This is a genomic window from Nocardioides oceani (assembly GCF_030412965.1).
Taxonomy (GTDB): Bacteria; Actinomycetota; Actinomycetes; order Propionibacteriales; family Nocardioidaceae; genus Nocardioides; species Nocardioides oceani.
In genome coordinates this window covers 159161-185181 of sequence record NZ_JAUHJQ010000009.1, presented here as the reverse complement: position 1 = coordinate 185181, position 26021 = coordinate 159161, and the positions used below count along the sequence as shown (strand labels likewise).

General features: G+C 72.6%; 23 protein-coding genes. 13 read left to right on the top strand and 10 right to left on the bottom strand.

What is annotated here, in order from left to right:
* Positions 1–183 (bottom strand): hypothetical protein (locus tag QWY28_RS18930; protein ID WP_300954163.1); only part of this gene is annotated, 183 nt, incomplete at its 3' end.
* Between the two features lie 593 nt (positions 184–776).
* The gene (locus QWY28_RS18925) at positions 777–1184 is read right to left on the bottom strand and encodes a CoA-binding protein (RefSeq protein WP_300954162.1); all 408 of its coding nucleotides are present in this window, start codon (positions 1182–1184) and stop codon (positions 777–779) included.
* Between the two features lie 133 nt (positions 1185–1317).
* On the opposite strand from QWY28_RS18925, the gene QWY28_RS18920 reads away from it, so the two are divergent.
* From QWY28_RS18920 to QWY28_RS18905, 4 genes are all read left to right on the top strand, one after another.
* On the top strand, positions 1318–2196 hold the full coding sequence (locus QWY28_RS18920) for a hypothetical protein (protein ID WP_300954161.1): 879 nt from the start codon (positions 1318–1320) through the stop codon (positions 2194–2196).
* Between the two features lie 109 nt (positions 2197–2305).
* Positions 2306–3037 (top strand): TSUP family transporter, encoded by a 732-nt coding sequence (locus QWY28_RS18915; protein ID WP_300954160.1) that lies wholly within the window; start codon positions 2306–2308, stop codon positions 3035–3037.
* A 73-nt stretch (positions 3038–3110) separates the two neighbouring features.
* Positions 3111–3659: a Dps family protein gene (locus tag QWY28_RS18910; protein ID WP_300954159.1), complete on the top strand. Its 549-nt coding sequence runs from the start codon at positions 3111–3113 to the stop codon at positions 3657–3659.
* A gap of 204 nt (positions 3660–3863) precedes the next feature.
* Positions 3864–4634: a sigma-70 family RNA polymerase sigma factor gene (locus QWY28_RS18905; protein ID WP_300954158.1), complete on the top strand. Its 771-nt coding sequence runs from the start codon at positions 3864–3866 to the stop codon at positions 4632–4634.
* 28 nt (positions 4635–4662) lie between these two features.
* Here the strand turns inward: QWY28_RS18905 and QWY28_RS18900 are convergent, their stop codons facing one another.
* Together QWY28_RS18900 and QWY28_RS18895 are read right to left on the bottom strand one after the other, a co-directional pair.
* On the bottom strand, positions 4663–5529 hold the full coding sequence (locus QWY28_RS18900; protein ID WP_300954156.1) for a crotonase/enoyl-CoA hydratase family protein: 867 nt from the start codon (positions 5527–5529) through the stop codon (positions 4663–4665).
* Positions 5526–6755, bottom strand: coding sequence for an LCP family protein (locus tag QWY28_RS18895; RefSeq protein WP_300954155.1), 1230 nt, complete (start codon positions 6753–6755; stop codon positions 5526–5528). The genes QWY28_RS18900 and QWY28_RS18895 overlap by 4 nt, the downstream gene beginning before the upstream one ends.
* 24 nt (positions 6756–6779) lie before the next feature.
* On the opposite strand from QWY28_RS18895, the gene QWY28_RS18890 reads away from it, so the two are divergent.
* The 4 genes from QWY28_RS18890 (at position 6780) to QWY28_RS18875 (ending at position 11392) form a co-directional block, all read left to right on the top strand.
* Entirely contained in the window at positions 6780–7325 is a 546-nt protein-coding gene (locus QWY28_RS18890; RefSeq protein WP_300954154.1) for an acyl-CoA thioesterase, read from the top strand.
* A 176-nt stretch (positions 7326–7501) separates the two neighbouring features.
* On the top strand, positions 7502–8920 hold the full coding sequence (locus tag QWY28_RS18885) for an LCP family protein (RefSeq protein WP_300954153.1): 1419 nt from the start codon (positions 7502–7504) through the stop codon (positions 8918–8920).
* Between the two features lie 586 nt (positions 8921–9506).
* A complete protein-coding gene (locus QWY28_RS18880; protein WP_300954152.1) occupies positions 9507–10490 on the top strand; it encodes a glycosyltransferase family 2 protein in 984 nt (327 codons plus the stop codon).
* A complete protein-coding gene (locus QWY28_RS18875) occupies positions 10487–11392 on the top strand; it encodes a glycosyltransferase family 2 protein (RefSeq protein ID WP_300954151.1) in 906 nt (301 codons plus the stop codon). The genes QWY28_RS18880 and QWY28_RS18875 overlap by 4 nt, the downstream gene beginning before the upstream one ends.
* Before the next feature lie 33 nt (positions 11393–11425).
* Here the strand turns inward: QWY28_RS18875 and QWY28_RS18870 are convergent, their stop codons facing one another.
* Genes QWY28_RS18870 through arfA form a run of 5 tightly spaced genes read right to left on the bottom strand, consistent with a single transcriptional unit; the run spans position 11426 to position 17621 of the window.
* Positions 11426–12925, bottom strand: coding sequence for a hypothetical protein (locus tag QWY28_RS18870; RefSeq protein ID WP_300954150.1), 1500 nt, complete (start codon positions 12923–12925; stop codon positions 11426–11428).
* Positions 12922–13746 carry a carbohydrate ABC transporter permease gene (locus QWY28_RS18865; RefSeq protein WP_300954148.1) on the bottom strand — a complete coding sequence of 275 codons (825 nt, stop codon included), beginning with the start codon at positions 13744–13746 and terminating at the stop codon, positions 12922–12924. Before QWY28_RS18865 ends, QWY28_RS18870 begins: the two co-directional genes overlap by 4 nt.
* The gene (locus tag QWY28_RS18860) at positions 13743–14720 is read right to left on the bottom strand and encodes a carbohydrate ABC transporter permease (protein WP_300954147.1); all 978 of its coding nucleotides are present in this window, start codon (positions 14718–14720) and stop codon (positions 13743–13745) included. Before QWY28_RS18860 ends, QWY28_RS18865 begins: the two co-directional genes overlap by 4 nt.
* A 1-nt stretch (position 14721) precedes the next feature.
* Positions 14722–16062, bottom strand: a complete 1341-nt coding sequence (locus QWY28_RS18855) for an ABC transporter substrate-binding protein (protein ID WP_300954145.1) — start codon at positions 16060–16062, stop codon at positions 14722–14724.
* 38 nt (positions 16063–16100) lie between these two features.
* Positions 16101–17621 carry an arabinosylfuranosidase ArfA gene (gene arfA, locus QWY28_RS18850; RefSeq protein WP_300954144.1) on the bottom strand — a complete coding sequence of 507 codons (1521 nt, stop codon included), beginning with the start codon at positions 17619–17621 and terminating at the stop codon, positions 16101–16103.
* A gap of 108 nt (positions 17622–17729) precedes the next feature.
* Here arfA and QWY28_RS18845 point away from each other — a divergent pair, with 108 nt between their 5' ends.
* A complete protein-coding gene (locus QWY28_RS18845; RefSeq protein WP_300954143.1) occupies positions 17730–18827 on the top strand; it encodes a LacI family DNA-binding transcriptional regulator in 1098 nt (365 codons plus the stop codon).
* Here QWY28_RS18845 and QWY28_RS18840 read toward each other — a convergent pair.
* Positions 18778–20676 (bottom strand): glycoside hydrolase family 43 protein, encoded by a 1899-nt coding sequence (locus tag QWY28_RS18840; RefSeq protein WP_300954142.1) that lies wholly within the window; start codon positions 20674–20676, stop codon positions 18778–18780. The genes QWY28_RS18845 and QWY28_RS18840 overlap by 50 nt on opposite strands.
* A gap of 149 nt (positions 20677–20825) precedes the next feature.
* Between QWY28_RS18840 and glf the strand changes: the two genes are divergently transcribed.
* The 4 genes from glf to QWY28_RS18820 are packed head-to-tail and all read left to right on the top strand — an operon-like array spanning position 20826 to position 25751.
* Entirely contained in the window at positions 20826–22040 is a 1215-nt protein-coding gene (gene glf, locus QWY28_RS18835) for a UDP-galactopyranose mutase (protein ID WP_300954141.1), read from the top strand.
* Positions 22037–24070, top strand: coding sequence for a glycosyltransferase (locus tag QWY28_RS18830; protein WP_300954139.1), 2034 nt, complete (start codon positions 22037–22039; stop codon positions 24068–24070). Before glf ends, QWY28_RS18830 begins: the two co-directional genes overlap by 4 nt.
* Entirely contained in the window at positions 24067–24954 is an 888-nt protein-coding gene (locus tag QWY28_RS18825) for an ABC transporter permease (RefSeq protein WP_300954138.1), read from the top strand. Before QWY28_RS18830 ends, QWY28_RS18825 begins: the two co-directional genes overlap by 4 nt.
* Entirely contained in the window at positions 24951–25751 is an 801-nt protein-coding gene (locus QWY28_RS18820) for an ABC transporter ATP-binding protein (RefSeq protein WP_300954137.1), read from the top strand. The genes QWY28_RS18825 and QWY28_RS18820 overlap by 4 nt, the downstream gene beginning before the upstream one ends.
* Positions 25752–26021: the final 270 nt, after the last annotated feature.

Here is a 26021-nt window from a genome sequence, read left to right as displayed (position 1 = left end):
GGCCAACCGCAGCTCGAGCGCCTCAGCCTGGGCGCGGAGTCGGGTGGCTTCCAGGAGCGTGGCGGCGACCTCGTCGTCGGACATCCGCCACAGGTCCGAGGTGGCCGCTGCGCGGACCTTCGTGCGGGACTTCGCGACGGCACGGCACACGGTGTGCGCGTGGTGTCTCGAGTCCTTGGCCATGGGTCTACTCAAGCACCGGCCACCGACAGTCAGACCGCTGTTTCCCCAGGTCAGGCCGCATGTTGAACAACCAGCTCGCGGATTCTCCGGCGGGTTTCGAGATGGTCGCTGCGCGACCTCCTCGACCAGCCGGAGAGCCGGACGACCGCCGCATCCCCCGGCCCACCCATCGTGTAGCTGCCTCCACCGCAACCACCCGCGGCCAGCAGGCCGCAGGTCGGCTCACCGGGTCTCGACGACGTCGGCGCTGGCGCGCCTCCTTCTCGACCAACGGGGGCCCGGCGGCCTTTCCTCGACCAGCCGGGAGGCAGCCGTGACCAGACGGCCTACCGCTCCCGTAACTGCCGCCACCGCGACCACCCACGGCCAGCAGGCCGCAGGTCGGCTCACCGGGTCTCGACGACGTCGGCGCTGGCGCGCCTCCTGCTCGACCAGCGGGGGCCGGGGAGCCGGACGACCACCGCAGCCACCCGCGGCCAGCAGGCGGGGGTTTCGACGTCGCTCGCTGGCGCTCGCTGCTCAACCAGCGGGGCGGTCACCGGGTCTCGGCAGCCTCGGGGCTGGCGCGCCCCCTCCTCGACCAGCCCGGTGAGTCAGCGGCGGCGCCACTCGATGGCGGGGCAGGTGTCCATGACCATGGGGACGCCGGCGGCGGTGGTCCGGTCGAAGGCGGCCTCGTCGACGACGCCGAGCTGGAACCAGACGGCCTTCGCTCCGACGGCGACGGCCTGGTCGGCGAACTCGCCGGCCGCCTCGGAGCGGCGGAAGACGTCGACGACGTCGATGGGGAACGGGACGTCGGCGAGCGAGGCGTACCCCTGCTCGCCCAGCACGGTCTCCGCCGACGGGTGGATGGGGACGATGCGCTTGCCGCGGTCCTGGAGGAGCTGCGCGATCTGGTACGCCGTGCGGCCGGGGTCGCCCGAGAGCCCCACCACCGCCCACGTCTCGCAGTCGTCGAGCATGAACCGGACGGCCTCGGGATCCTGCCAGCTGGTCATGGCCCCAGTGAACCACCCGGACGTGGCCGACCGGTTCGGCCAATCCCCTGCGAGCCACGTCACACCGGCCTACGTTTCTCGGTGGTCGCTGCAGGGAGGCAGCGCCGCCTGCTTCTGGGAGGGAGCACTACACATGACGACTTCTGCTGTCACCAAGCGCCTGGCCGCCACCGGCCTCGCGACCGCACTCGCCACCGGCGCGATGGTCTCCGGCACCGCGACCTCGGCGGACGCGGCCGTCTCCGGCGGTGCCACGTTCAGCTGCATGCTGCCGATCGTGAACATGCCGGTCGACGTCCCGCTGTCGCTGTCGGCCGACGCCCTGCCGACCGACGTCCTCGCCGACGTCGACGTCCCCGGCGGCGCCCTGCCGGTCCTCGGCGAGCTCGAGATCGGCGGCCTGCTCGGCCTGCTGGACAACCTGCCGCTGCCGATCACCCAGCTCGGCGCGAGCCTGCCCGGCTTCAACATGCTCCTCGGCGCGCTGCCGATCCCGCTCGACGGGTTCGAGTCGCCGGTCGGCCCGCTCTCGCAGGTCGCCGGTCTCGCCGGCACCCTGGGCAGCTTCAAGACCCCGGCCGCAGGCACCTACGAGGTCAAGATGCCCAGCTCCTTCGACCTCAAGGCGCTCGGCCTGCCCGCCCCGCTCGACGGCCTCATCCCGGCGTTCCCGTGCGAGCTCAAGGACGGCGAGAACCCGGTCGTCGGCACCGTCAAGGTCAACAAGCAGTCGGCCGCGATGAACGCCCAGGCCAAGAAGGCGACCATCAAGAAGGGCAAGGCGGCCAAGGTCGCCACGGCCGTCGTCCGCCAGGACGGCAAGCCCGCCACCGGCAAGGTCGTCGCGCTCGTCGGCGGCAAGCAGGTCGCCGGCAAGCAGCTGCAGGGCGGCCGGGCCACCCTCGCGGTCAAGAAGCTCGGCAAGGGCGCGAAGAAGATCGTGGTCAAGTACCTCGGCAACACCTCCACCAAGAGCGTGCAGAAGACCGTCAAGGTCACCGTCAAGAAGTGACGTCCTGACGACGGCAGACCGCCGTACGTCGCGTGCCCGGCCGGGCGGGGGAGGCCCCGTCCGGCCGGGCTTCGTCGTGGAAGTCGAGTAGTTCGGTAGGGTTCGACGCGTGCTCGCCGTCCCGTTCGTCCTCGCGCTCCCCGTCGGGGTCCTCGTCGGGGCGGTCGGCGTCGGAGGCCTGCTCCTGCCGGCGGCCCTCGCGGGCCCCGGTGGGCTCGACCCGCACGAGGCCGCGGCGACCAGCTCGTGGGCCTTCCTGTTCACGGGCGTCGTCGCGCTGGTCGTGCTCGGCCGCGGCGGCCGGCTCCGCCGCGGCGCTGCAGGCCCGCTTGCCCTCGGCGCGGCGCCCGGAGCGGTCGCTGGAGCGGTCCTCGGCGGTGCGCTGCCGGGCGTCGTGCTGGTGCTGCTGCTGGCGACCGTCACCCTCGGCTCGGGCCTGCACCACCTGCTCGGCCCGCGCCCGGTCGTGCGGGACCGCGCGCTGCCACCGGCCACCTTCCTCGCCGTCGGCGCGGTGGTCGGGCTCGGGTCGGCGATGACCGGCACCGGGGGACCGGTGCTCCTCGTGCCGGTGCTGCTGGTGCTGGGCGTCGACCTGCTCGAGACGATCGCGCTCGGCCAGCTCGTGCAGCTCCCCATCGTCTCCTCCGCCGTCGTCGGCTTCTGGTCCGACGGGTACGTCGACGTCCGGCTCGGCACCTTGCTGGGACTGCTCGCCGGCGCCGGCGCGGTCCTCGGCCTGGCCCTCGCCCGGAGGGTCCCGGCCGCCGGTCTGCGGCGCGCGACCAGCGTCGTGCTGGTTGTCACCGGCGCCTACCTGGTGCTGTCCGTCGCGCTCTGAACGGGCCCGCCGAACCCGTGTGGCGAGCCCGACACCTCGATTCACCCCGCCGGGTGATGGGTACCTGCGCGCCATGACCAACAAGCTCCGCTACACGGTTCCCGGCATGAGCGAGTCCGACGCCGAGCGCGTCGTGGAACTGCTCCAGGGCCGGCTGAACGCCACCAACGACCTGCACCTGACGCTCAAGCACATCCACTGGAACGTCGTGGGTCCCCACTTCATCGCCGTCCACGAGATGCTCGACCCGCAGGTCGAGGCGATCCGTGGCTTCGCCGACGAGCTCGCCGAGCGCATCGCGACCCTGGGCGGGTCCCCGGTCGGCACGCCGGGCCGCCTCGTCGAGGCCCGCGACTGGGACGAGTACTCCATCGGTCGCGCAACGACCCAGGAGCACCTCGGTGCCCTCGACCTCGTCTACAGCGGCGTGATCGAGGACTACCGCACGGGCATCGAGGAGCTCGGCGAGCTCGACCCGATCACGGAGGACATGTTCATCGCCCAGACCAACCAGATCGAGCTGTTCCACTGGTTCGTCCGGGCGCACCTGGAGGACAAGGGCGGCAACCTCAGCACCGCCGGCGCCACCTCGGAGACCGAGGCGGCCGAAGCCGCGAGCTGAACCGGCGCTCCACGCACGCACCCGACCGGGGCGCGGACCACGAGGTCCGCGCCCCGGTCGTCGTACGTCCCGGCCCGCCCCGGAGCACGGCTGCACGGATGCACGGCTGCACGGATGCACGGAACCGGTGGCAGCGACTCCCGCTCCGTGGGACGATCGGCGACGTTGGCTGGGGGGAACAGCCGATTTCGGAAGGTCGGGTTCGTGGGGACCGACGACGCGCCGGAGCACGCGCAGGACCACAGGCGGGCGGAGACCGCCCGGCTGCTCGCGCGGGCCCGAGCCGCCCGGGGCGCCCAGCGTCGGCGCCTGGAGGACCAGGTCATCGCGCTCAACGTGGTGGTCGCGACGGAGGTCGCCCGGCGCTACCACGGTCGCGGCATCGCGGCCGAGGACATCGACCAGGTCGCCTGCCTCGGGCTGGTCAAGGCGGTCCGCGGGTTCGACCCGGCGCTCGGCGAGGACTTCCTCGCCTTCGCGGTGCCGACCGTCCGCGGCGAGATCCGCCGCTACTTCCGCGACGCCGGCTGGACGGTCCGCCCGCCCCGGTCGGTGCAGGAGGTCCAGGCCCGGGTGACCGCGGCCGAGGGGGAGCTGGTCCAGGCGCTCGGCCGGTCGCCGCGTCCCTCCGAGATCGCCGCGCACCTCGACGTGCCCCTGCAGCTGGTGCTGGACGCGATCGCCGCCACCGGCTGCTTCAGCCCCGTCTCGCTCGACGCGCCACGGCCCGACGGCGCCGAGGACCCGGCCGCGTCGATCGGCGGTCTCGACCCGGCCTTCGCCTCGGCCGAGGCGCGGCTCGCCCTCCGCCCGCTCATGAGGGAGCTGTCCGAGCGCGAGCGCCGGATCATCGAGCTGCGGTTCTTCGGCAACCGCACGCAGGCCCAGATCGGCCTCGAGGTCGGCGTCACCCAGGAGCAGGTCTCCCGGCTGATCACCGCGATCCTGGCCCGCCTCCGCACCCTCGCGGCCTGACCGCCGCGAGCGAGGTACGGAGAGGGCCTCAGAAGACGGGCGGCAGCTCGGAGGCGCGGCCGGTGAAGCGGGGCTCGCGCTTCTCGCGGAAGGCGGCCACGCCCTCCTTGCCGTCGCCGATCGAGGTCCAGTACATCGCCAGCGAGTCGTTGAGGTGCGCCTCGAGCGGGTCCGCCGCGGCCGCCCCGCGGTGGAGCAGCTGCTTGGCGAGCCCCAGCGCCACCGCCGAGCGGCCGTCGACGAAGGAGCGGGCCAGCTCCTGCGCCGCGGGCACCAGCTCGTCGGGCTCGTGGACCGAGCGCAGCAGCCGGCCGGCGAGCGCCTGGTCGGCGGTCAGGATCTCGGCGGAGTAGACCCATTCCAGGGCCTGCTGGATCCCGACGATGCGGGGCAGGAAGTACGACGACGCCGCCTCCGGCACGATGCCGAGCCGGCCGAAGACGAACCCGATCCGTGCCCTGGTGGAGGCCAGGCGCAGGTCCATCGCCAGCGTCATCGTCGCGCCGATGCCGACCGCGGGGCCGTTGATCGCGGCGAGGACCGGCTTGGGCAGCGCGTGGATCGCCAGGGTCACCTTGCCGCCGGTGTCGCGGACGCCGGCGTCGTACGGCGCCTGGTCGTAGGCCGCGCGGAACTCCGCCGGGTCCGGCCGCACCGACTCGTCGAGCCCGAAGACGTTGCCGTCCGCGGAGAGGTCCATGCCGGCGCAGAACGCCCGACCGCTGCCGGTGACGACCACGGCGCGGACGTCGTCGGCGAGCGCGTCGGTGCGGAAGACCTGCTCCAGCTCGCCGGCCATCGTCACGCTGAACGCGTTGAGCTGGTCGGGGCGGTGGAGCGTGAGCGTCGCGACGCCGTGGTCGTCGACGTCCCAGAGCAGGGTCTCGTAGGTCATCCGGTCACTTCCTTCGGCAGCCCCGTCGGGGTGCACAGCTGGCGCGGGATCGAGTCGGTGTCGTCCTCGATGATGGCGTCGAACATCTGCTGGGACCGCTCGGGGTCCCAGGTCACCGCGAGGTCCTGGATGGGGACGCCGCAGGTCAGCCCGGACTCGCCGTTGACGCGGGTCATCGCCATCGCCCAGAGGCCGGCGCGGACCGGTCCGGTGCCCTCGCCGAAGGCGAAGAAGCCGGGCACGGACTGGTTGAGGTCCCAGTAGCGGAAGGGGTTGAGCACCGTCCAGGGCGAGAGCACCTCCTTGCCGACGGCCGAGACCACCTCGCGCTGGGCCTGCGCGCGCTGGGTGTCGCCGAACCGGGCGTAGGTCTTGCGCGACCGCGCGTAGCCGAGCGCCGTCGGCCCGTCCGCCTCCTGGCAGCCGGCCTCGATGTCGAGCTTGGCCTGCGGGTCCTTCATCGCGTTCTCGGGGCAGATCTCGATCCCGCCGACCGCGTCCACGACCCCGGCCAGGCCGCCCATGCCGATCTCGACGTAGTCGTCGATGCGGATGCCGGTCTCGGTCTCGAGAGTGCGCACCAGCAGCTTGGGCCCGCCGAAGGCGTACGCCGCGTTGACCTTGGTGGTGCCGTGCCCCGGCACCTCGACGATCGAGTCGCGGGGGATCGACATCAGCAGGTTCGGGCCCGAGCCGGTGTGCAGCAGCATGATCGTGTCGGTGCGCTGGCCCTGGGCGCCGCCGGTGCCGAGCCGCTTGCGCTCCTCGGCCGAGAGGTCGCCGCGCGAGTCGCTGCCGACGAGGAGGTACGTCGTGCCCGGCTGGTCGCCGGGGCGCTCGCCGTCCGGCTCGAAGTCGACCTTGTCGACGTCGTTCCACGCCAGCACCGGCACGATGACCAGGTAGGCGATCCACGCCAGCACCAGCAGGAAGACCCACCGGAGCCGCGGCCGGGGGAAGCGGAAGCCGCGCCGGCCGCCGCCCCCGCGCTCGGTCGGCGGGGGAGGCGTGGGGCGGGCGGGAGCGGCCGGGCGCTGCTCGGACCGCGGCGCCGCCGGCTGGGCCGGTCGGCCGGGGACCGCACGCGACCGGCCGCCGTCGCGCGGCTGCACCGGCATGACGCGGGTCTCCTCCGGGCCGGGCTCGCGCGGCTGCTTCCCGCCGTAGAGCCAGCCGTACTCCGGGGGCCCGTCCTCGGGTCCGCCGTTCCGGGGACGATCTGCCATGGGCGGGACGCTACCGTGCAGCCCATGGCCGAGCCCGGGAACGCCAGTCCGTCGGACGGACCGCTGGAGCCGCTGCCGCCGTCGTACGCCCGGGTCGCGCTCGGCCAGGTCGTCACCGTCCGCGAGGCCAACCTGCTGGGCAACATCCACGGCGGGGAGATCGTCAAGCTCGCCGACTCCGCCGCCGGCGTGGTCGCGCAGCGGCACAGCGGAGGGCCCGCGGTGACTGCAGCCCTGGACGAGATGACGTTCCTCGAGCCCGTGCACGTCGGCGACATCGTCCGCACCTACGCCCAGGTCAACTGGGCCGGCCGGTCCTCGATGGAGATCGGCGTGCGCATCGAGGCCCAGCCGTGGGACGACCCGACGGTGACCTCGCTGCACGTCGCCTCGGCGTACTTCGTCTTCGTCGCGATCACGCCCGAGGGCGGCTCCCGGCCGGTGCCGCCGCTACGCGCCGAGACGCCGGACGAGGTACGGCGCCAGCGCGAGGCTGGGATCCGGCGCGCGCACCGCCTCGCCCGCCGCGAGGAGATCGAGTCGGGCCGGCGTGGCCCACGCGACACCTGACCCGAGGGCCTGATCCGGTCGTCCGGCGCGTCGCGGACGGCTGTGACGCCTGTGACTGGTGATACTGACCGGGCAGCACTGACCTTCCCCTTCAGTACTCACGGCAGTACCCAGCAGAAAGAGGCATGTCGATGCCACCCGTCTCTTCCCCCGGGTTGCTCGATGGCACGGGCCGCGTGCCGCGCACCCCCGCCGAGGAGCGCGCGGCACGCGTGCGCTTCCGTCGCGCCATCGCGCTCATGGTGATGACCCTCCTCGTGCCCGGCTCGGCCCAGCTCGTCGCGGGCAACCGCCGGATCGGCATCCTCGCGATCCGGGTGTGGCTCACCGTCCTCGTCGCCAGCGTCCTGCTCGTGCTCGTCGGGCTGCTGCACCACCAGACGCTCTTCACGCTCTTCTCCGACACCGGCCTGCTGCTGGCGCTCCGACTGGCGCTGATGGTCGGCGCCGTCGCCTGGGCCGCGCTGTTCCTGGATGCCTGGCGGATCGGCCAGCCGCTCAGCCTCGGCCTCGCGCACCGCCGCGCGGTCGTCGGCGTCAACGGCGTGCTGTGCCTCTCGGTCATCGGCACGATGCTGTTCGGCGCCCACATGGTCGCCGTCCAGCGCGACTTCATCCTCACCATGTTCGGCTCGAGCACCGTCACCGACGCCCACGACGGACGCTTCAACGTGCTGCTCCTCGGGGGCGACTCCGGGGCCGGCCGCTGGGGCCTCCGGCCCGACTCGCTGACCGTCGCCTCCATCGACGCCGAGACCGGCCGCACCGTGCTCATCGGCCTCCCGCGCAACATGGCGTCCTTCCCGTTCCGCGAGGGCTCGCCGATGGCCGAGGAGTTCCCCGACGGCTTCGACTGCGACGGCTGCTACCTCAACGGCGTCAGCACCTGGGCCCAGGACCACACCGAGCTCTTCGGCGACGCCGAGAACCCGGGCATCGACGCGACCGTCTCCGCGGTCGAGGGCATCACCGACCTGCGGATCAACTACTGGGCGATGGTCAACCTCGAGGGGTTCAAGGACCTCGTCGACGCCGTGGGCGGGGTGACCCTCAACGTGCGCCAGCCGATCCCGGTCGGCCTGCCGCACGAGAAGACCTTCCACTACATCGACGCCGGCGTCCGCGAGCTCAACGGCCACGACACCCTCTGGTACGCCCGGGCCCGCGAGGGCTCCGACGACTACTCCCGGATGGCGCGGCAGAAGTGCGTCATGAACGCGATGCTCCAGCAGGTCAGCCCCCAGACCGCCGTGCGGAACTTCGAGAAGATCGCGAAGGCCTCGACCGACATGATCTCCACGAACGTCCCTGCCTCCGAGCTCGACACCTTCATGGACCTCGCGCTCAAGGCCCGCAGCCAGAAGGTCTCCACCCTCTCGCTGGTCCCGCCGATGATCGTGACCTCCGACCCCGACATCGACCTCGTCCAGCGCAAGGTCGCCGAGGCGATCGACCGCGCCGAGGGCGTCACCACCGCGAGGGCCGGCGGCACGAAGCCCAAGCCCGCCCCCGACGCCGTCACCGGCGGCTCGCTCGGCTCGCTCTCCGAGGGGTACGCCGCCAACCAGGCCGAGGACCTCGGCGCCGCCTGCTGATCCCCCCGCTGGTTGAGCAGCGAGCGCCAGCGAGCGTGTCGAAACCCCGTGAGCCGAGCTGCGGCCTCCGGGACGCCATCCCGCCTCCCGCTGGTTGAGCAGCGAGCGCCAGCGAGCGTGTCGAAACCCCGTGAGCCGAGCTGCGGCCTCCGGGACGCCATCCCGCCTGCAGCGGGCGGGGTGGTGGCTCCTGCGTCGCTCGACGGCCCGTCGCCTGCGGGTCGATGGGGTCGGGTGGCGCGTGAGGGCGTCTCCGGCTGCCGCCGGGAACGGGGGCCCGGTCTACCGGCCCTCCGCTCGTTCCTCGCTCCGGGCTGCCAGGCCCGACCACGACCGGGCCCCCGCCCCCGGCGTCCGCCTCCGACGCCCGGGACGCGCCACCCGGCCGCGCGTCCGCGGCGGCTAGGCCTCCGGCGCGGCGGCGGCCGGGGGAGACGTGTCCTGCGATCCGCGAGGCCAGCCGGCCCCGCTGCCCCGGACGTCATGCGTGGCGAGCGCCCGCTTCCTCCGCCCGCATGACGTCCCGACGGGCGGACCCTGGCTCCCTGCGCGGCCGGGGGAGGTGGCGGCTCGTAGGGTGGCGCCCGTGATCGAGCCGACCCAGCCGCGCGCGGAGCAGCCGCCCCGGGTGGTGGCCGTGGTGGTGACGTACGACCGGATCGGGCTGCTGCAGCGGCTGCTGGAGCGGCTGGACGAGGTGGGGTCCCGGCCCGGGTGCCCGCTGGTCGAGGTGCTCGTGGTCGACAACGCCTCGTCCGACGGCACGGGGGAGTGGCTCGCCGGGCTGACCGACCGGGAGATGCCCGACGAGCACGCGAGCACGCCCGTGCTCGGGCGGACGCTCGCGGAGAACCGTGGCGGGGCCGGGGGCTTCCACACCGGGCTGGCGTGGGCGGTCGAGCGGGGCGCGGACCTGGTGTGGCTGATGGACGACGACGGGCTGCCCGACCACGACTGCCTCGACGTGCTGCTGGAGCACCGCGGCGGGCTGGACTTCTGGGGGCCGGTGGTCGTCGACGAGGCGGACCCGGGCCGGCTGGTGTTCCCGATCCGGCTGCCCGGCGGCACCCGCGTGGTGCACCGGATGGCGGACGTGGCGGCGGCGGCCGACGGCGAGGGGCTGATCCGCGACGTGGTGATCCCGTTCAACGGGGTGCTGGTGACGCGGGAGCTGGTCGAGCGGATCGGCACGCCGCGCGAGGAGTTCTTCATCTGGGGCGACGACCACGAGTACCGGCTGCGGGCCGAGCGCGCGGGCGGGCGGATCGCGACGGTCGTGGGCGCGCGGGTGCTCCACCCGAGCGTGGGCGAGCTCGGCACCCCGATGCTGGGCGGGCGGACGACGTACAACCACAGCCCGAGCGACCTCAAGCACTACTGCATGGCCCGCAACAACCTGCTCAACCTGCGGGAGTACCGCGGCTGGCCGCACGCCCTGGCCTTCGTCGCCAAGACGCTGTGGTTCTACACCGTGACCCGGCCGCGTCCGGGGCGGCTCGCGCTCAGCGTGCGGGCGTGGGTGGCGGCGCTGCGCGGCGACTTCACCGGCCACCGGCGGTACCTCCGGTGACCGCGCGCGAGAGCGTGGCGGTCGTCGTGGTGACCTACAACCGCGCCGACCTGCTGGACCGGATGCTCGACGGGCTGGCCGCGCTGGCCACCCCGCCGGACGCGGTGCTCGTCGTGGACAACGCCAGCACCGACCACACCGCCGAGGTGCTGGCCGCGCGCACCGACCCGTGGCTGCGGGTGACGCGGACCGCGGAGAACCTCGGGGGTGCCGGCGGCTTCTCCCTCGGGGTGCGCCAGGCGTACGCCGGCGGGTGGGACCGCATCTGGCTGATGGACGACGACGTGGTGCCCGCGCCGGACTGCCTCGACGTGCTGCTCGCCCAGGACGAGGACTGCCTCATGGCCGTCCGCGAGGACCGCTCCGGGCGGCTGTGCGAGAAGGCCGCGACCCGCTTCGACCTCACCCACCCCTGGGCGGTCAAGCCGAAGACCGGCATGGTCGAGACCGACTTCGGGACCCGGGAGGCGATGCCGGAGCGGGTCGAGCTGGAGAACGTCGCGTTCGAGGGGTTCATGTGCCGGCGCCGCGTGGTGGAGCGGATCGGGCTGCCGGACCCCTCGTACTTCATCTTCTACGACGACGTCGACTTCGCCATCCGGGCCCGGCACGCCGGCTTCCGGATCTGGGCGGTCCGCGACGCGGTGCTCGTGCGCCAGCTCGACTTCGACCAGCAGCACGACCTGGCCGGCTGGAAGGGGTTCTACATGTACCGCAACCTCTTCGCCGTCCACTTCCGCTACGGCGAGAACGCGCTCGTCCGCGCCAAGCCCTGGCTCGTCGCGCTGGCGGTCGTCCTGCTCAGCCCGCTGCGCGGCGGGCGGGCCGAAGCGCGCAACGTGGTGCGTGCCCTGCGCGGTGCCCGGGCGATGCGCGCGCTGCCGGCCTCCACCCCCGACTGAGACGCCCGACTGAGGCGGCGGCGGAGGGACCCCTCAGCGCGAGTGCAGCAGCACGACGTCGCCGTGCCCGCCGTAGCCCATGACCGGCTCGGCGAACTGGGTCCCCTCGAAGCTGATCATCCACCAGCCGCCGGCGGGGTCGGCGAGCAGCTGCGGGTGCGGGATGTTCGTGGGGTACGGCGCGTCCAGCCGCCCGACGCGGCGCCCGTCGAGGTCGAAGACCGGGTAGTGCCGGGCGTCCCCGTCGCTGGCGAGGAACCAGGTGGCGTCCTCGACGGTCGCGATGATCGGCCCCTCGGTCTGGTGCAGGTCGTCGGCGACCAGCACCGGCTCGAGGTCCTCGTGCCAGGTGGCCGCGGCGGTCCGGGCGAGCACCGGGTGGAAGTCGAAGGGCTCCTGCGACGGACTCTCGACGTACCCCACGTGCCAGGCGCCGTCGACCCGGGTGAGGCCCGGGTCCCACGACCCCTGCTCGGTCGGCAGCGGGGTGCGCTCGTGGTCGAGGACGTGGACGCCGGTGAGCAGGTCGTCGGTCGTCTCGCAGTGGAGCACGTGGATCGAGCCCGGCGTGAAGTCGCCCCACGAGCTGGTCGCCACCAGCCACCGGTCACCGTCGCGGACGACCTGGCCGGCGTGGTCGCCGAGGAGGAGGCCGTCGCGGCGGCCGAACAGCTGCGCCTCGAGCCGCATGTCGCGCGGGTCGGCGGGGTCGAGGGACCACACCGACCAGTGCGCCTGCTGGAAGAAGCCGAGCCCGGCGCAGGTCCAGGTCAGGTACACCCGCCCGTCGCGTTCGTACGGCGTGCCGTCGGCGTGCTGGACCAGGTGCGGGTCGCGGAGCCCGGTCATCCCGAAGACGCCGGCGTCGACCTCGAGCCCGACGTCCTCGCCGGACCACGCGTACCGGTACCGGCCCAGGACGTCCTCGCGCCGCAGGTCGACCAGCTCGGCGACCTTGGTGCGCTCGGTGAGCACCGGCTGCCAGCCGTCGCCGGTGTCGAGCAGCGCGGTCACCTGGTTCTCGCACACCGCGAACCCGAGCCCGAAGGGGCCCGTGGTCGACACGGTCCGCCGGCGCAGGACCCGGGAGCGGCCGCCGGTGCGGACCTCCAGGGTGACCCGCCCGGTCCCCGCGGACCAGCGGACCAGCACGTGCTCCCCGTCGGCGCTCGCCAGCCCGAGCGCGGCCGACCCCGCTCCCTCGGCCGGGGTGACCCGCGCCTGCACGGCCGCGAACGGCGCCGGCGGGCCCGCGTCGTGCAGCTCGAGGCCGGACGGTGAGCCGCTGCCCGGCCGGGCGGCGTACCCCTCGACCGCGGCGAAGCCGGGCGCGACCAGGGCGAAGGGTCGGTGCTGGTCGACGATCTCGAGCGACAGGTCGAAGATGGCTGCCTCCTGGGCGCTGGTCGGGACGGCGGAGGGGGACCGGGACGGCGCCGGTCCGGCGCCGGGGTCGGTGGTGCACGCGGGGAGCGCGCCGGCGACCGTCCCGAGGAGGACGGCGCGGCGGCCCACCGCCGGCGGCGGGCTCACCCCTTCAGGCCCGAGCGCGAGACTCCCTCGATGACGAAGCGCTGGGCGACGAGGTACAGCAGCAGCACCGGGACGCTCGCGACGACCGCGCCGGCCATGAGCAGGTCGTAGCGCACGGCGTTGGCCGACTGGAGCGTGGACAGGCCCGCCTGGAGCGTCTGGTTCTCCGGGCTGAACAGCACGTAGACCGGCCAGAGGAAGTCGTTCCAGTTGGTCAGGAACGACAGCAGCGCGAGCGTCGCCAGCGCGGGCTTCGAGAGCGGCAGCACGACCCGGGTGAAGACCTGCCAGCGGTTCGCGCCGTCGAGGAACGCCGACTCCTCCAGCTCCCGCGGCAGGCCGATGAAGAACTGCCGCAGGAAGAAGACGCCGAACGCGCTGGCCGCCGTGGGCACGATGATCGCGACCAGGGTGTCGAGCCAGTAGAGCCGCCCGACGATCTCGTAGTTGGGGATCACCAGGATCACCGGCGGGACGAACAGCGTGGAGACGATGAGGGCGAAGACGATCTTCTTCCCGCGGAACTCCAGCCGGGCCAGGGCGTACGCCGCCAGGGCGGCCGTGACGACCACGAGCGCGGCGTTCGCCGTGGCGGCGATCATCGAGTTGAGGAACCACCGGAAGACCGGGGTGTCCGTGGCGCCGAAGATCCGCTCGTAGGCCTGCAGCGAGAACGGGTCGGGCGACCAGGTCGGCGGGGTCTGCACCGCCTCGCCCGGCGTCTTGAACGACGTGACGAGCACGAAGAGCAGCGGGCTGATGAACAGCAGGGTGAGGACGACCAGCACCGTGTAGCGCAGGACGCGTCCGAGTCCGGTCACGACGGCTCCACCTCTCCACGAGCGCGGAAGACCGCGAAGACGACCACCGAGAGCAGCATCAGCGCCAGGGTGAGGATCCAGCTGGCCGCGGCCGCCTGGCCCATCTGGAAGTTCTGCAGCCCGGTCTCGGCGATGTAGAAGATCGCCGTCTGGGTCTCCCGGGCCGGCGCCCCGTTGGTCATGATGAACGCCTGGCCGAACATGTTGGCCGAGGCGATGATGGTCACCAGCGTCACGAACATCGTCACCGGGCGCAGGCCCGGCAGCGTGACGTGGCGGAAGGACGACCAGCGGCTCGCGCCGTCGATCTCGGCCGCCTCGTAGAGCTCGCGGGGGATGTCCTGCAGGCCGGCGATGTAGATGACGGCGTTGAAGCCGAGCGTCCACCACACCGTCACGCCGACCAGCGCCACCCACGCGGCGGGCACCGAGCTCAGCCAGGCGGTGTCGCCGGGCAGCCCGATCGCGCCGAGGTAGGAGTTGACGGCCCCGATGTTGCGGTCGAGGAGGAAGCGCCACATGACGCCGACGACCGCGACGCCGAGCACGTACGGCGCGAAGTAGATCGCGCGGAAGACGTTGCGGCCGCGGAACTTCTGGTTCATCACCATCGCGACCGCGAGCGGCACGACGATCAGCAGCGGGACGCTGAACAGCGTGAAGATCCCGGTGGCCTGCATCGAGTTCCAGAACGGGTCGAACGACACCGAGTCGGGGTCGAAGAGGTCGGCGTAGTTGTCCAGCCCGACGAACGGCTTGCCCGGCAGCGTGAAGTCCCAGCTGTGCAGGCTGATCCAGATGCCCAGCACGATCGGCGCGAGCACGAAGGCGCCGAAGAGCACGAGGTACGGCGCGAGGAAGAGCCACGCGACGATCCCGTCGCCGCGGCGGCGGGCCGGCCGGTCGGGCCCGCCCGCGCCCACCGTCTCCGCGGCGGCCGTGGCCGGGGCGGGGTTGGTGACGGGGGCGGCCACCTCAGCTCCCGTACCGCTCGAGGTTCTGCTTCATCATCTCGGTGGCGTTTGCCGCCTGCTTGGCCAGCGCCTCGGCCGGCGGTGTCGCCCCGAGCACCCCCTCGTTGACCGCCACCTCGAGGGTCGGGATCTGCACGTCGCCGAGGCCGGGGACGGCGGGCAGGAAGTGCAGCGCGTCGACCTGCTCGCGCAGGGCGTACTGCGGGGAGTCGGTGTACTCCGCCTCCTCGCGGGCGGAGTTGCGGGCGGGGATCATCCCGGCCTGCGACCACGAGGAGGACTGCTCCGACATCCAGCCGATGAAGGTCTTCGCCGCGTTCGCCCGGTCGCCGTCCTCGGCCGCCTGGGCGGTCATGAAGAAGTTGTGGGAGTTGGCCCAGGCGGCCGGCTCCTCGCCGATGACCGGCAGCGGCGCGATGCCGTAGGGCAGCCCCGACTCCTCGAGGTCGTTGATCTGCCAGATGCCGTCCCAGGTGATGGAGTTCTGGCCGTTCTTGAACGCGGTGTACTGCGTGTCGATGTCGACGTTGTCGGGGCTGTAGCCCTTGTCCACCTGCTCGCGCATCCACGCCAGCGCGGCCTCGCCGGCCTCGTCGTCGTACGTCGCCGCGGAGCCGTCCTCGGCGTACGGCTCGCCGCCGAACTGCCACAGCAGCGAGAGGAACATCAGGTGCGCCGGCCACTGGTTCGGCATCCAGAACGGGTTGCGGAAGCCCGCCTCCTGGAGCGCCTGGCAGGCCTCGTCGAGGCTCTGGGCGTCGGTCGGGGGCTCGGAGATGCCGGCCTTCTCGAAGTGGTCCTGGTTGTAGTACATCGCGAGCGTGTGGACGTCGAGCGGCATGCCGTAGCGCTGGTCCTGGTAGATCGCGGGCGACCAGACCGCCGGCGCGAAGTCGTCCTCCGCCAGGCCCAGCGCCTCGGCGAGGTCGTCGAGCGGGGAGATGACGCGACGGGCGGCGTTGGTGGCGAGCTGGTCGAGGTGCATCACCCCGACGTCGGGGCCCTTGCCGGCCTGCGCCGCGGCGGGCAGCCGCTGGTAGAAGTCTGCCCACTCGATGGTGTTGTTCTCCAGCGAGATGTTGTCGTGGTCGGCCATGAAGCGCTTGACCAGGTCCTGCATGGCCGGGCCGTCGCCACCGGTGAAGCCGTTCCAGTAGGCCAGGGTCAGCGCCGATCCGGCGTACTCCTCGCCGGTGAAGCCGCCCACCCCCTCCTTCTCCTGGCTGCCGACGCCCTGCCCGCCGCCGCAGCCCGCGACGAGCAGGCCACCTGCGGTGAGGGTGATGAAGCCGCGACGGGAGAGGCCCCTGCGGGACGGGACGACGAGACGTGAGCGGTGCATGGGTCCTCCTGGTGCGGACGGGTGCGGTTCGGGAGCGGTCAGCTGCGGGGGGACGCCACCGGCTCGAGCCGGAGGACGTTCCAGGACACGGGCGGGAGGGCGGCGGTGAGCCGGCCGTCCTCGAGCCGTGCCGTGGGGTTGGGCGAGGGCGCGACGGCCTGCTGGTCGGCGGCGGTGAGGGTGGTGCGGACGTCGGGGGCGGCGAGCGTGGTCGCGGCGACCAGCCGGTGGCCGGCGAAGGCCCGCGCGTCGGCGTCCAGCTCGAGCGGGGCGTCGGTCGACCGGTTGACGGCGAGCACGGTGAGCGCGCCGGTGTCGGGGTCGTGGGTGGCGGTGGCGTCGAGCAGCGGCACCTCGCCGTGGTCGGCGGTGTCGTAGCAGGCCACCCGCGGCTCGACCCGCAGCACCTCGCCGCGGGCGTGCGCCGCGGCCTGGGCGAAGGGGTGGAAGATCGTCTGGCGCCAGGCGGGTCCGCCGGCCTCGGTGCGGATCGGGGCGATCACGTTGACCAGCTGGGCCTGGCAGGCGATCGAGACCCGGTCGGCGTGGCGCAGCAGGGTGATCAGCAGGCTCCCGACGACGGCGGCGTCGGCGACGTCGTAGGTGTCCTCGATGAGCGGCCGGGCCTCGGCCCACTCCAGCGACGCCTCGCCGTCGAAGCGCGACTGGTACCAGACGTTCCACTCGTCGACCGAGACCCCGAGCCGGCGGCGGGACTTCAGCCGGGCGCCGACGTGGTCGGCGGTCGCGACGATCGCGTCGATGGCGCGGTCGAGGTCCACCCCGCTGGCGAGGTGGTCGCCCAGCGTGCGGCCCAGCGGGTCGTAGTAGTTGTGCAGCGAGACGTGGTCGACCACCTCGTAGCACTCCGCGAGCACCGTGGCCTCCCAGCTGGCGAAGGTCGGCATCGTGCTGTTGGAGCTGCCGCACGCGACCAGCTCGACCCGCGGGTCGACCCGGCGCATGGCGTGCGCGGTCTCGGCGGCGAGCCGGCCGTACTCCCAGGCCGTCTTCTGGCCGATCTGCCAGGGCCCGTCCAGCTCGTTGCCCAGGCACCACACGCGTACGTCGTGCGGTTGCTCGGCGCCGTGGGCGCGGCGCAGGTCCGACCAGGCGGTGCCGCCGGGGTGGTTGCAGTACTCCAGCAGGTCGACGGCCTCGCGGACGCCGCGGGTGCCGAGGTTGACCGCCATCATCGGCTCGGTGCCGGCGGCGCGGCACCAGGCGACGAACTCGTCGACCCCGACCTGGTTGCTCTCCCAGGAGCGCCAGGCGAGATCGAGGCGGCGCGGCCGGTCCTCGAGCGGCCCGATGCCGTCCTCCCAGCGGTAGCCGGAGACGAAGTTCCCGCCGGGGTAGCGCACGATCGTGGGGCCGAGCTCGCGGACGAGGTCGAGCACGTCCCCGCGGAAGCCCCGCTCGTCGGCCGTGGGGTGGCCCGGCTCGTGGATGCCGGTGTAGACGCAGCGCCCCATGTGCTCGACGAAGGACCCGAAGAGGCGGCGGTCGACGGCGCCGACCGTGAACGACGGGTCCAGCGTCAGTGTGGCGGTGGTCACAGCACCGGTTCTACAACGTTGTGTGCAACGTTGTAAACCCTGACGCCGACGCCTCGGGGGCTCTAGAGTCGGGTCGCCGCGAAGCAGCCCGCGGCGAGGAGGTGGGTCGTGCCCGTCCGCTTGAAGGACGTCGCGGAGCGCGCCGGCGTCTCGGTGAAGACCGTCAGCAACGTCGTGAACGGCTACGTCCACGTCGCCGCGGACACCCGCGCGCGGGTCCAGGCCGTCGTCGAGGAGATGGGCTACCGGCCCAACGTCACCGCCCGCAACCTGCGCTCCGGCCGGGTCGGGGTCATCGCGCTCGCCGTGCCGGAGCTGGAGAACCCCTACTTCGCCGAGCTGGCCGGGCACGTGATGGAGGCGGCCGACGAGCACGGCTGGACCGTGCTGGTCGACCAGACCGACGGCCTGGCCGAGCGCGAGCGCGACGTGCTGGCCGGTTTCCGTCACCACCTCATCGACGGGCTGATCATGAGCCCCTTCGCGCTCACGGCCGAGGAGCTCGGCGCGTCCGCGGACCACACGGTGCCCGTGGTGCTGCTCGGCGAGAAGGTGTGGGACGGCCCGGCCGACCACGTCGCGATCGACAACGTCGAGGCCGCCCGGGCGGCGACCGACCACCTGCTCGGGCTCGGCCGGCGCAGCATCGCGCTCGTCGGCCACCAGCCCGACGGTCCCGGCGACTCCGGCGTCGCGCGGCTGCGTCGGCACGGCTGGGAGCTCGCGCTGCGTGCCGCCGGCCTGGAGCCGGAGGAGGCGCTCGTCGGCGAGGTCGAGGACTTCGGCCGCGAGCACGGGTACGCCGCGATCAGTGCGCTGCTGGACCGGGGCGGCCGCCCGGACGCCGTCCTCTGCTTCAACGACACCCTCGCCCTCGGCGTGCTCCGCGCGCTCGCCGACCGGGGGCTCGAGGTCCCTGTGGACGTGGCGGTCATCGGCATCGACGACGTCGAGGAGACGCGCTGGTCGGTGCCGCGGCTGAGCTCGGTCGCGCCGGACAAGCGGGCCATCGCGCGGACCGCCGTCACCATGCTCGCCGAGCGGCTCGGCCCCGACGGCCGGGACCCGGCGCCGCGCGACGTGCGCGCCGGCTTCGAGGTGGTCGCCCGCGAGTCGACCGTGGGGGCGGCCGCCGCCGGCCACCCCCACGTCCCCGTCAGCGGCGCGCGAGCGCGGAGGTCCGCACGTCCAGGAACCGGGCGGTGAAGCCCTCGCCGCCCATGGCGACGAGGCCGATCCGGCTGTCCGGGCCGAGCTCGTGGGTCCACGTGCCGCCGCGCACCCAGCGGCCGCCGTCGCTGCGGGTGAACGCGGTGACGCGGTCCTCGCCCGGGCGCCGGTCGACGACCACGCGCAGCCAGGTCTCGTCGCCCGGTGCGCCGACCACGCCGTTGCCGTAGCGCGGGAGGTCGGGGTCGGCTGCGTCGGGCGGCACCTCCTTGGCCCACTCGGTCTGTCGGGTCTCCCAGATCGAGGCGTGCACCAGCTTGAGGTAGCGGTCGTCGCTCTCGTGGAGCACGAGCCCGGCCTGCACGTAGTTCTGGCAGCAGCCCTCGGGCGGGAGGTCGAGCCGGACCCGCACCTGGACCACGTGGTCACCCCGTGGCGCCGGTCGGGTGAGCACCGAGGCGGTGTTCACCTCGCGGGCCAGGTCGCCGGCCTGGGTCGCCCAGCGCAGCGCGCCGTCCTCGACGGCGTACGTCGCCGGGTCGGGCTCGCGCACCCACGTCCACGCCGGGTCCAGGCCGGTGGGCCGGGAGAAGTCGTCGGAGTACGCCGCCAGCGTGCGCCCCGCGCGCAGCGGCCCGGGCCCGGCGGGCGGGGGAGACCGCCGGTCGCCGCGCCGGGTGACAGGTGCCGGCTGCGGGGTGTCGGACGCCCACCGGCCCGACCGGACCTCGGGCCACCCGTCGCGCCAGGTCAACCGGTCGAGGAGGGCCGGGCGCTTGGTGAAGCCGGGGTCGGTCGCGAAGTACGGGTCGCCCCGGTCCACGGCGTGGTAGATCGTCCACCACTGTCCGGCGTCGTCGGTGAAGACGGTGTTGTGCCCGACGCCGAGCCAGCGGTTGCCGTTCGGCAGCAGCACCGGTGAGCCGCCCACGCGTCCCGCGAGCAGGCTGCGCCCGTCGCGGTCCACGAACGGACCCATCGGGCTGCGCGAGCGGCCCGAGAACACGCCGTACGACGTCAGCGGGCCGTTGCAGCAGTTCGTGGCCGAGGCGAACAGGTGGTACCAGCCGGCGCGCCGGACGACGTTCGCGCCCTCGTAGCGGTTGCCGATCGCGACCATCCGGGGCGAGCCGGTCGTGCGGATCCCGTCGCGGTCGAAGGCGATGCGGGTGGCGTGGAGGCCGCCGTAGTAGCTGCCGTAGTAGAGCACCGACGAGCCGCCGACCGCGTCGCCGAGGACGTCGGGGTCGAAGGTCCAGAAGAACGCGCAGTCGGCCTCCGGGTCGGGGCGCGGCGGGACGACCGGCTGGTCGGAGACCGTCCAAGGGCCGGTCGGGCTGGTGCTGGTCGCGACGCCGATCGCGCTGTCGCCGGTCGACGGGCAGGCGCCCGGCCCGCGCAGGGAGTCGTCGGTGTCGGTGACGACGAAGGTGAGGTAGTAGCGGCGCGTGGCCTCCGACCACACCACGTCCGGGGCCCACAGGCCCGCGCCCTCGGCCGCCCAGGACGGCGGCTCGGGGAGCGCGTCGCCGACGTAGGTCCAGTGGACGAGGTCGCGCGAGCGCATCATCGGCACGGGGTGGAACCGCAGCGCGCCCGACTCGTCGAGGTCCTCGTCGCCGAGCGGGTCGGTGGTGCAGTAGAGGTACCAGTGCCGGTCGCCGCGCTGCTGGCCGCGCAGCGCGACCGGGTCGGCACAGCTGTCGACCGTGCCGGCGCCCGGCACCTGCGGGGCGAGCGGGTTGCGGTAGCGGTCGGCGTCGGGCGCCGAGGTGGCGGTGGGGGAGGCGGAGGCGGGTGCCCCCGTCGTGAGCGCGACCGGCAGCACCAGTGCGAGCAGCAGCAGGAGGAGGGACCTCGTCGTCCCGGGAGTCTGGGGGGCCATGCTTTACAACGTTGCAACACCAGTGTGACGATGGCAACACCCCAGCACCACCGATCTCGGAGCCCCTTCCGCGACGCGAGGCGGCCCTCGTCACCCGCCCGGCGCGGGCGGTTCGGGGGAGGGGCGGCTCGTCCGTAGACTCACCCACCGTGTCCTCCCCTGATCCGGCCCCCGCGTCCACGCCCGACCTCGTCGTCGTGGGGTCGGGCTTCTTCGGCCTGACCATCGCCGAGCGCTGCGCGAACGAGCTCGGGCTGAAGGTGCTCGTCCTCGAGCGCCGCGACCACATCGGGGGCAACGCCTACTCCGAGATCGACCCGGAGACCGGCATCGAGGTGCACGTCTACGGCACCCACCTCTTCCACACCTCCAACACGAAGGTCTGGGAGTACGTCAACCGGTTCACCGACTTCACCGGCTACCAACACCGGGTCTTCGCCAAGTACCAGGGGCAGGTCTACTCCTTCCCGATGAACCTGGGCCTGATCAACCAGTTCTTCGGCAGGTCCCACACCCCCGACGAGGCGCGCGCGCTCATCGCCGAGCAGGCCAGCGAGATCCGCACCGAGGACGCCACGAACCTCGAGGAGAAGGCGATCTCGCTCATCGGCCGCCCGCTCTACGAGGCGTTCGTCAAGGGCTACACCGCCAAGCAGTGGCAGACCGACCCCAAGGAGCTGAGTGCGGACATCATCACGCGCCTCCCGGTCCGCTACACCTTCGACAACCGGTACTTCAACGACACCTACGAGGGTCTCCCGGTCGACGGCTACACCGCCTGGCTGGACCGGATGGCCGACCACCCGAACATCGAGGTCCGCCTCGAGACCGACTTCCTCGCGCCCGGTCACGAGCACAGCGTCGAGCGGTACAAGGGCACGGTCCCGGTCGTCTACACCGGCCCGGTCGACGAGTACTTCGGCAACTCCGAGGGCCGCCTGTCGTGGCGGACCATCGACCTCGAGCGCGAGACCGTCGACGTCGACGACTACCAGGGCACCGGCGTGGTCAACGCCAACGACGAGGACGTGCCGTGGACCCGGGTCCTGGAGTTCAAGCACCTCCACCCCGAGCGCACCTACCTGCCGGGCAAGTCGATCGTCGTCCACGAGTACTCCCGCTTCGCCGAGGAGGGCGACGAGCCCTACTACCCGGTGAACACCGCGGCCGATCGCGAGAAGCTGCTGAAGTACCGCGAGCTGGCGAAGAAGGAGCCGATGGTGCTCTTCGGCGGCCGCCTCGGGACCTACAAGTACCTCGACATGCACATGGCGATCGGCTCGGCGCTGTCGATGTTCGAGAACAAGCTGCGTCCGCACTTCGCGGACGGCACGCCGCTGACCAGCGGAGGAGTCGACGCATGACCACCAGCCCCACGGGTGCCACCACCACGCGCCTGCTGCAGCGCCAGATCCTGCCGCTCGACCGGGACTCCGACGTCCTCGCGCTGTACGTCGACCCCGAGGACGCCAAGCTCGACGCCGACAAGTACGAGGTCGGCGGCAACCGGTCGGCCAAGGCGCTCAACAACGCCGCCATCCGGCAGTCGACCTCCACCGGCCGGGCGCTGCACCCCGACCAGATCGAGTCGCGGACCGCGCTGCGCGTGAAGTCCGGCGACCGGCTGTCCTTCGGCACCTACTTCAACGCCTTCCCCGCCAGCTACTGGCGCCGCTGGACGGTCGTCACCTCGGTGACCCTGACCGTCACGGTGCGCGGCGGCGGCGCGACGGTGATCGTCTACAAGTCCATGGCGCGCGGGAACTCCCAGCGGGTCGACGCCGCCGAGACCACCGACGCCGGCAGCAGCACGTTCAGCTTCGACCTGACGCTCAAGCCGTTCGTCGACGGCGGCTGGTACTGGTACGACGTCGTCGCCGGCGACGAGGACGTGGTCGTCGAGTCCGCCGAGTGGACCGCCGAGGTCCCGGCCGACCGCGTCGACCACGGCACCGTCGACATCGCGATCACGACGATGAACCGCCCCGACTTCTGCGCCGAGCTGCTCGTGCAGATCGGCGAGGACGAGACGCTGCGGCCCTACCTCGACACCGTGATGGTGATGGAGCAGGGCTCCGACCCCGTCACCGGCTCCTCGTCGTTCCCGCGGGCGCACGAGGCCCTCGGCGGCGTGCTGCGGGTCGTCGAGCAGGGCAACCTCGGCGGCTCCGGCGGCTACGCCCGGGGCCAGCTGGAGTCGGTGCGCAAGGGCACGGCGACGTACACCTTGATGATGGACGACGACGTCGTCTGCGAGCCCGAGGGCATCGTCCGCGCGATCACCTTCGCCGACCTCGCCCGCCGCCCCACGATCGTGGGCGGCCACATGTTCAACATCTACTCCCGCTCGCGGCTGCACAGCTTCGGCGAGATCGTCCAGCCGTGGCGGTTCTGGTGGCAGTCGGCTCCCGACACTCACACCGACTGGGACTTCGGCGGCCGCAACCTGCGCTCGTCGCGGTGGCTGCACAAGCGGATCGACGTCGACTTCAACGGCTGGTTCATGTGCCTCGTCCCGCGGGTCGTCCTGGAGGAGGTCGGCCTGTCGCTGCCGCTGTTCATCAAGTGGGACGACTCGGAGTTCGGGCTGCGCGCCAAGAAGGCCGGCTTCCCGACGGTGACGTTCCCCGGCGCGGCCGTGTGGCACGTCCCGTGGACCGACAAGAACGACGCCTTGGACTGGCAGGCCTACTTCCACCACCGCAACCGGCTCGTCGCCGCGCTGCTGCACTCGGTCTACCCCAAGGGCGGCCGGATGATCCGGGAGAGCCTCAACCACCAGGTCGCGCACCTGGTGTCCATGCAGTACTCCACCGCCGAGCTGCGCCTGCTCGCCATGGAGGACGTGCTCGCCGGCCCGCACGGGCTCCACGAGATGCTGCCGACCCGGCTCGCCGAGGTGAACGCGCTGCGCAAGCAGTTCACCGACGCCCAGCTGCAGGTCGACCCCGACGCGTTCCCGCCGGTGCGGCGCACCAAGCCGCCGCGCAAGGGCCGCGACACCTCCGACATCCCCGGCCGGCTCTCGACGCTCATCAGCGCCGGGCTGCAGCCGCTGCGCCAGCTCAAGCCGCCGCGTGCCCTCGCCCAGGAGCACCCCGAGGCCGAGATCCGCGCGATGGACGCCAAGTGGTACCGCCTCGGCACCCTGGACTCCGCCGTCGTCTCGATGAACGACGGCACGTCGGCGGCGTTCTACCGCCGCGACCCCGAGAAGTTCCGGGAGCTGGTCAAGCGCACCGTCGAGATCCACGAGCGGTACCGCCGCGAGTGGCCGCGGCTGGCCGAGGAGTACCGCGCCGCGCTCGGCGAGATCACCTCGCCCGACGTCTGGGAGCGGACCTTCGCGCCGTGGCGCGAGCAGGAGCAGCCGGCCCAGCAGGAGCCGCGATGACCGAGGCCGGTCGGCAGCGTGCGGTCGACGCACCGCTCGCGCCGCCCGCGCCGACCGCGGGCCTGCTCGACGTCCTCGGGCGTCGCTACCTGCTCAAGCTGCTGGTGCGCCGCGAGATCAGCGCGCGCTACCAGGGCTCGTTCCTCGGGTTCCTGTGGTCCTACATCAACCCGCTGAGCCAGCTGTTCATCTTCTGGTTCGTCTTCGGCGAGATCATCGGCCGCAACAGCGTCGAGAAGTTCGCTCTGCACGTCTTCTGCGGGCTGATCGTCGTCCACTTCTTCACCGAGACCTTCAACGCCGGCACCCGCTCGATCGTGCGGAACAAGGCGCTCGTGCGGAAGATGGCGATGCCCAAGGAGATGTTCCCGGTCGCCTCGATGCTGGTCTCGCTCTACCACGTGGGGCCCCAGCTGGTGATCCTCACCGTGGTCAGCCTGCTGTGCGGCTGGGTGCCCGACCCGGTCGGCATGCTGGCGTTCCTGCTGGCGCTGGCGATCATCGCCGTGCTCGGCACCGCGCTGGCCCTGATGTTCAGCGCGGCCAACGTGTTCTTCCGCGACTTCGCCAGCGCCGTCACGATCCTCACCAACTTCGTCCGCTTCGGCGTGCCGATGATCTACCCCTACACGCTCGTCGACGACCGCTTCGGCCGGTTCGCCGAGCTCTACCTGCTCAACCCGATCGCCGACGCCGTGCTGCTCGTGCAGCGGGCGTTCTGGGTCGGCTCGACCGACGACCCGGACGCCACCGCGGCCGAGCACATCCCCGACGACCTGCTCGTCTACGGCGTCGGGGCGCTGCTGGCCTCGGTCGTGCTGCTCGGTGTCGCCCAGCTGGTCTTCACGCGGCTGGAGAACAAGATCCCGGAGCGGCTGTCGTGACCGACCCCGCGGCGTACCCCGCCGAGACCTCGATCGTGGTGGACCACGTCAGCAAGGACTTCACCCTGCGCTACCACCGCACCGCCAAGCAGATGGCGGTCGCGATGGTCAAGGGTCGCGACATCAGCGACACCTTCCACGCGCTCGACGACGTCTCCTTCACCGTCGACCAGGGCGAGTCGATCGGCCTGATGGGGCTCAACGGCTCCGGCAAGAGCACCCTGCTGAAGCTGATCAACGGCGTGATGAAGCCCGACGCGGGCACCGTGCTGGCCCGCGGCCGGATCGCCGGGCTCATCGCCACCGGCGCCGGCTTCCACCCGCAGCTGACCGGCCGCGAGAACGTCTACCTCAACGCCGCCATCCTCGGCATGACCGAGGCCGAGACCCGGCGGAAGTTCGACTCCATCGTGGAGTTCGCCGACATCGGGCGCTTCCTCGAGACCCCGGTCGGCAACTACTCCTCCGGCATGTTCGCCCGGCTCGGGTTCGCCGTGGCGATCCACGTCGACTCCGACATCTTCCTCGCCGACGAGGTGCTCGCGGTGGGGGACCGGCCGTTCAAGCGCAAGTGCATGGAGAAGATGCAGGAGATCCGCGACTCCGGTCGGACCCTCGTCTACGTCAGCCACGCCGCCGGCTCGGTCCGCAAGATGTGCGACCGGGTCATCGTGCTCGAGAAGGGCCGGGTCGGCTTCGACGGCCCCGTCGACGAGGGCATCCGCTACGTGAAGTACGACGAGGACAACACCCGCCCCGAGGACCAGGAGGACGACGAGCTCGGCTCGGACGTCTGACCCACCCCCGCTGGTCGAGCAGCGAAGCCCGCTCCCCGCTGGTCGAGCAGCGAAGGCCGCCAGGCCTGAGCGTGTCGAGACCCCGTGAGCCGAGCCGCGGCCTCGCCCCCGCTGGTTGAGCAGCGAAGGCCGCCAGGCCTGAGCGTGTCGAGACCCCGTGAGCCGAACCGCCGCCTCGGGATGCCGGGTGGGGTCGGGTCCTGCCCGTCCGGCGTCCGCCTCCGGGTCGACCCGCCGGCGCGGCGTGTCGCGCCCCGGGGAGCGCGCTGC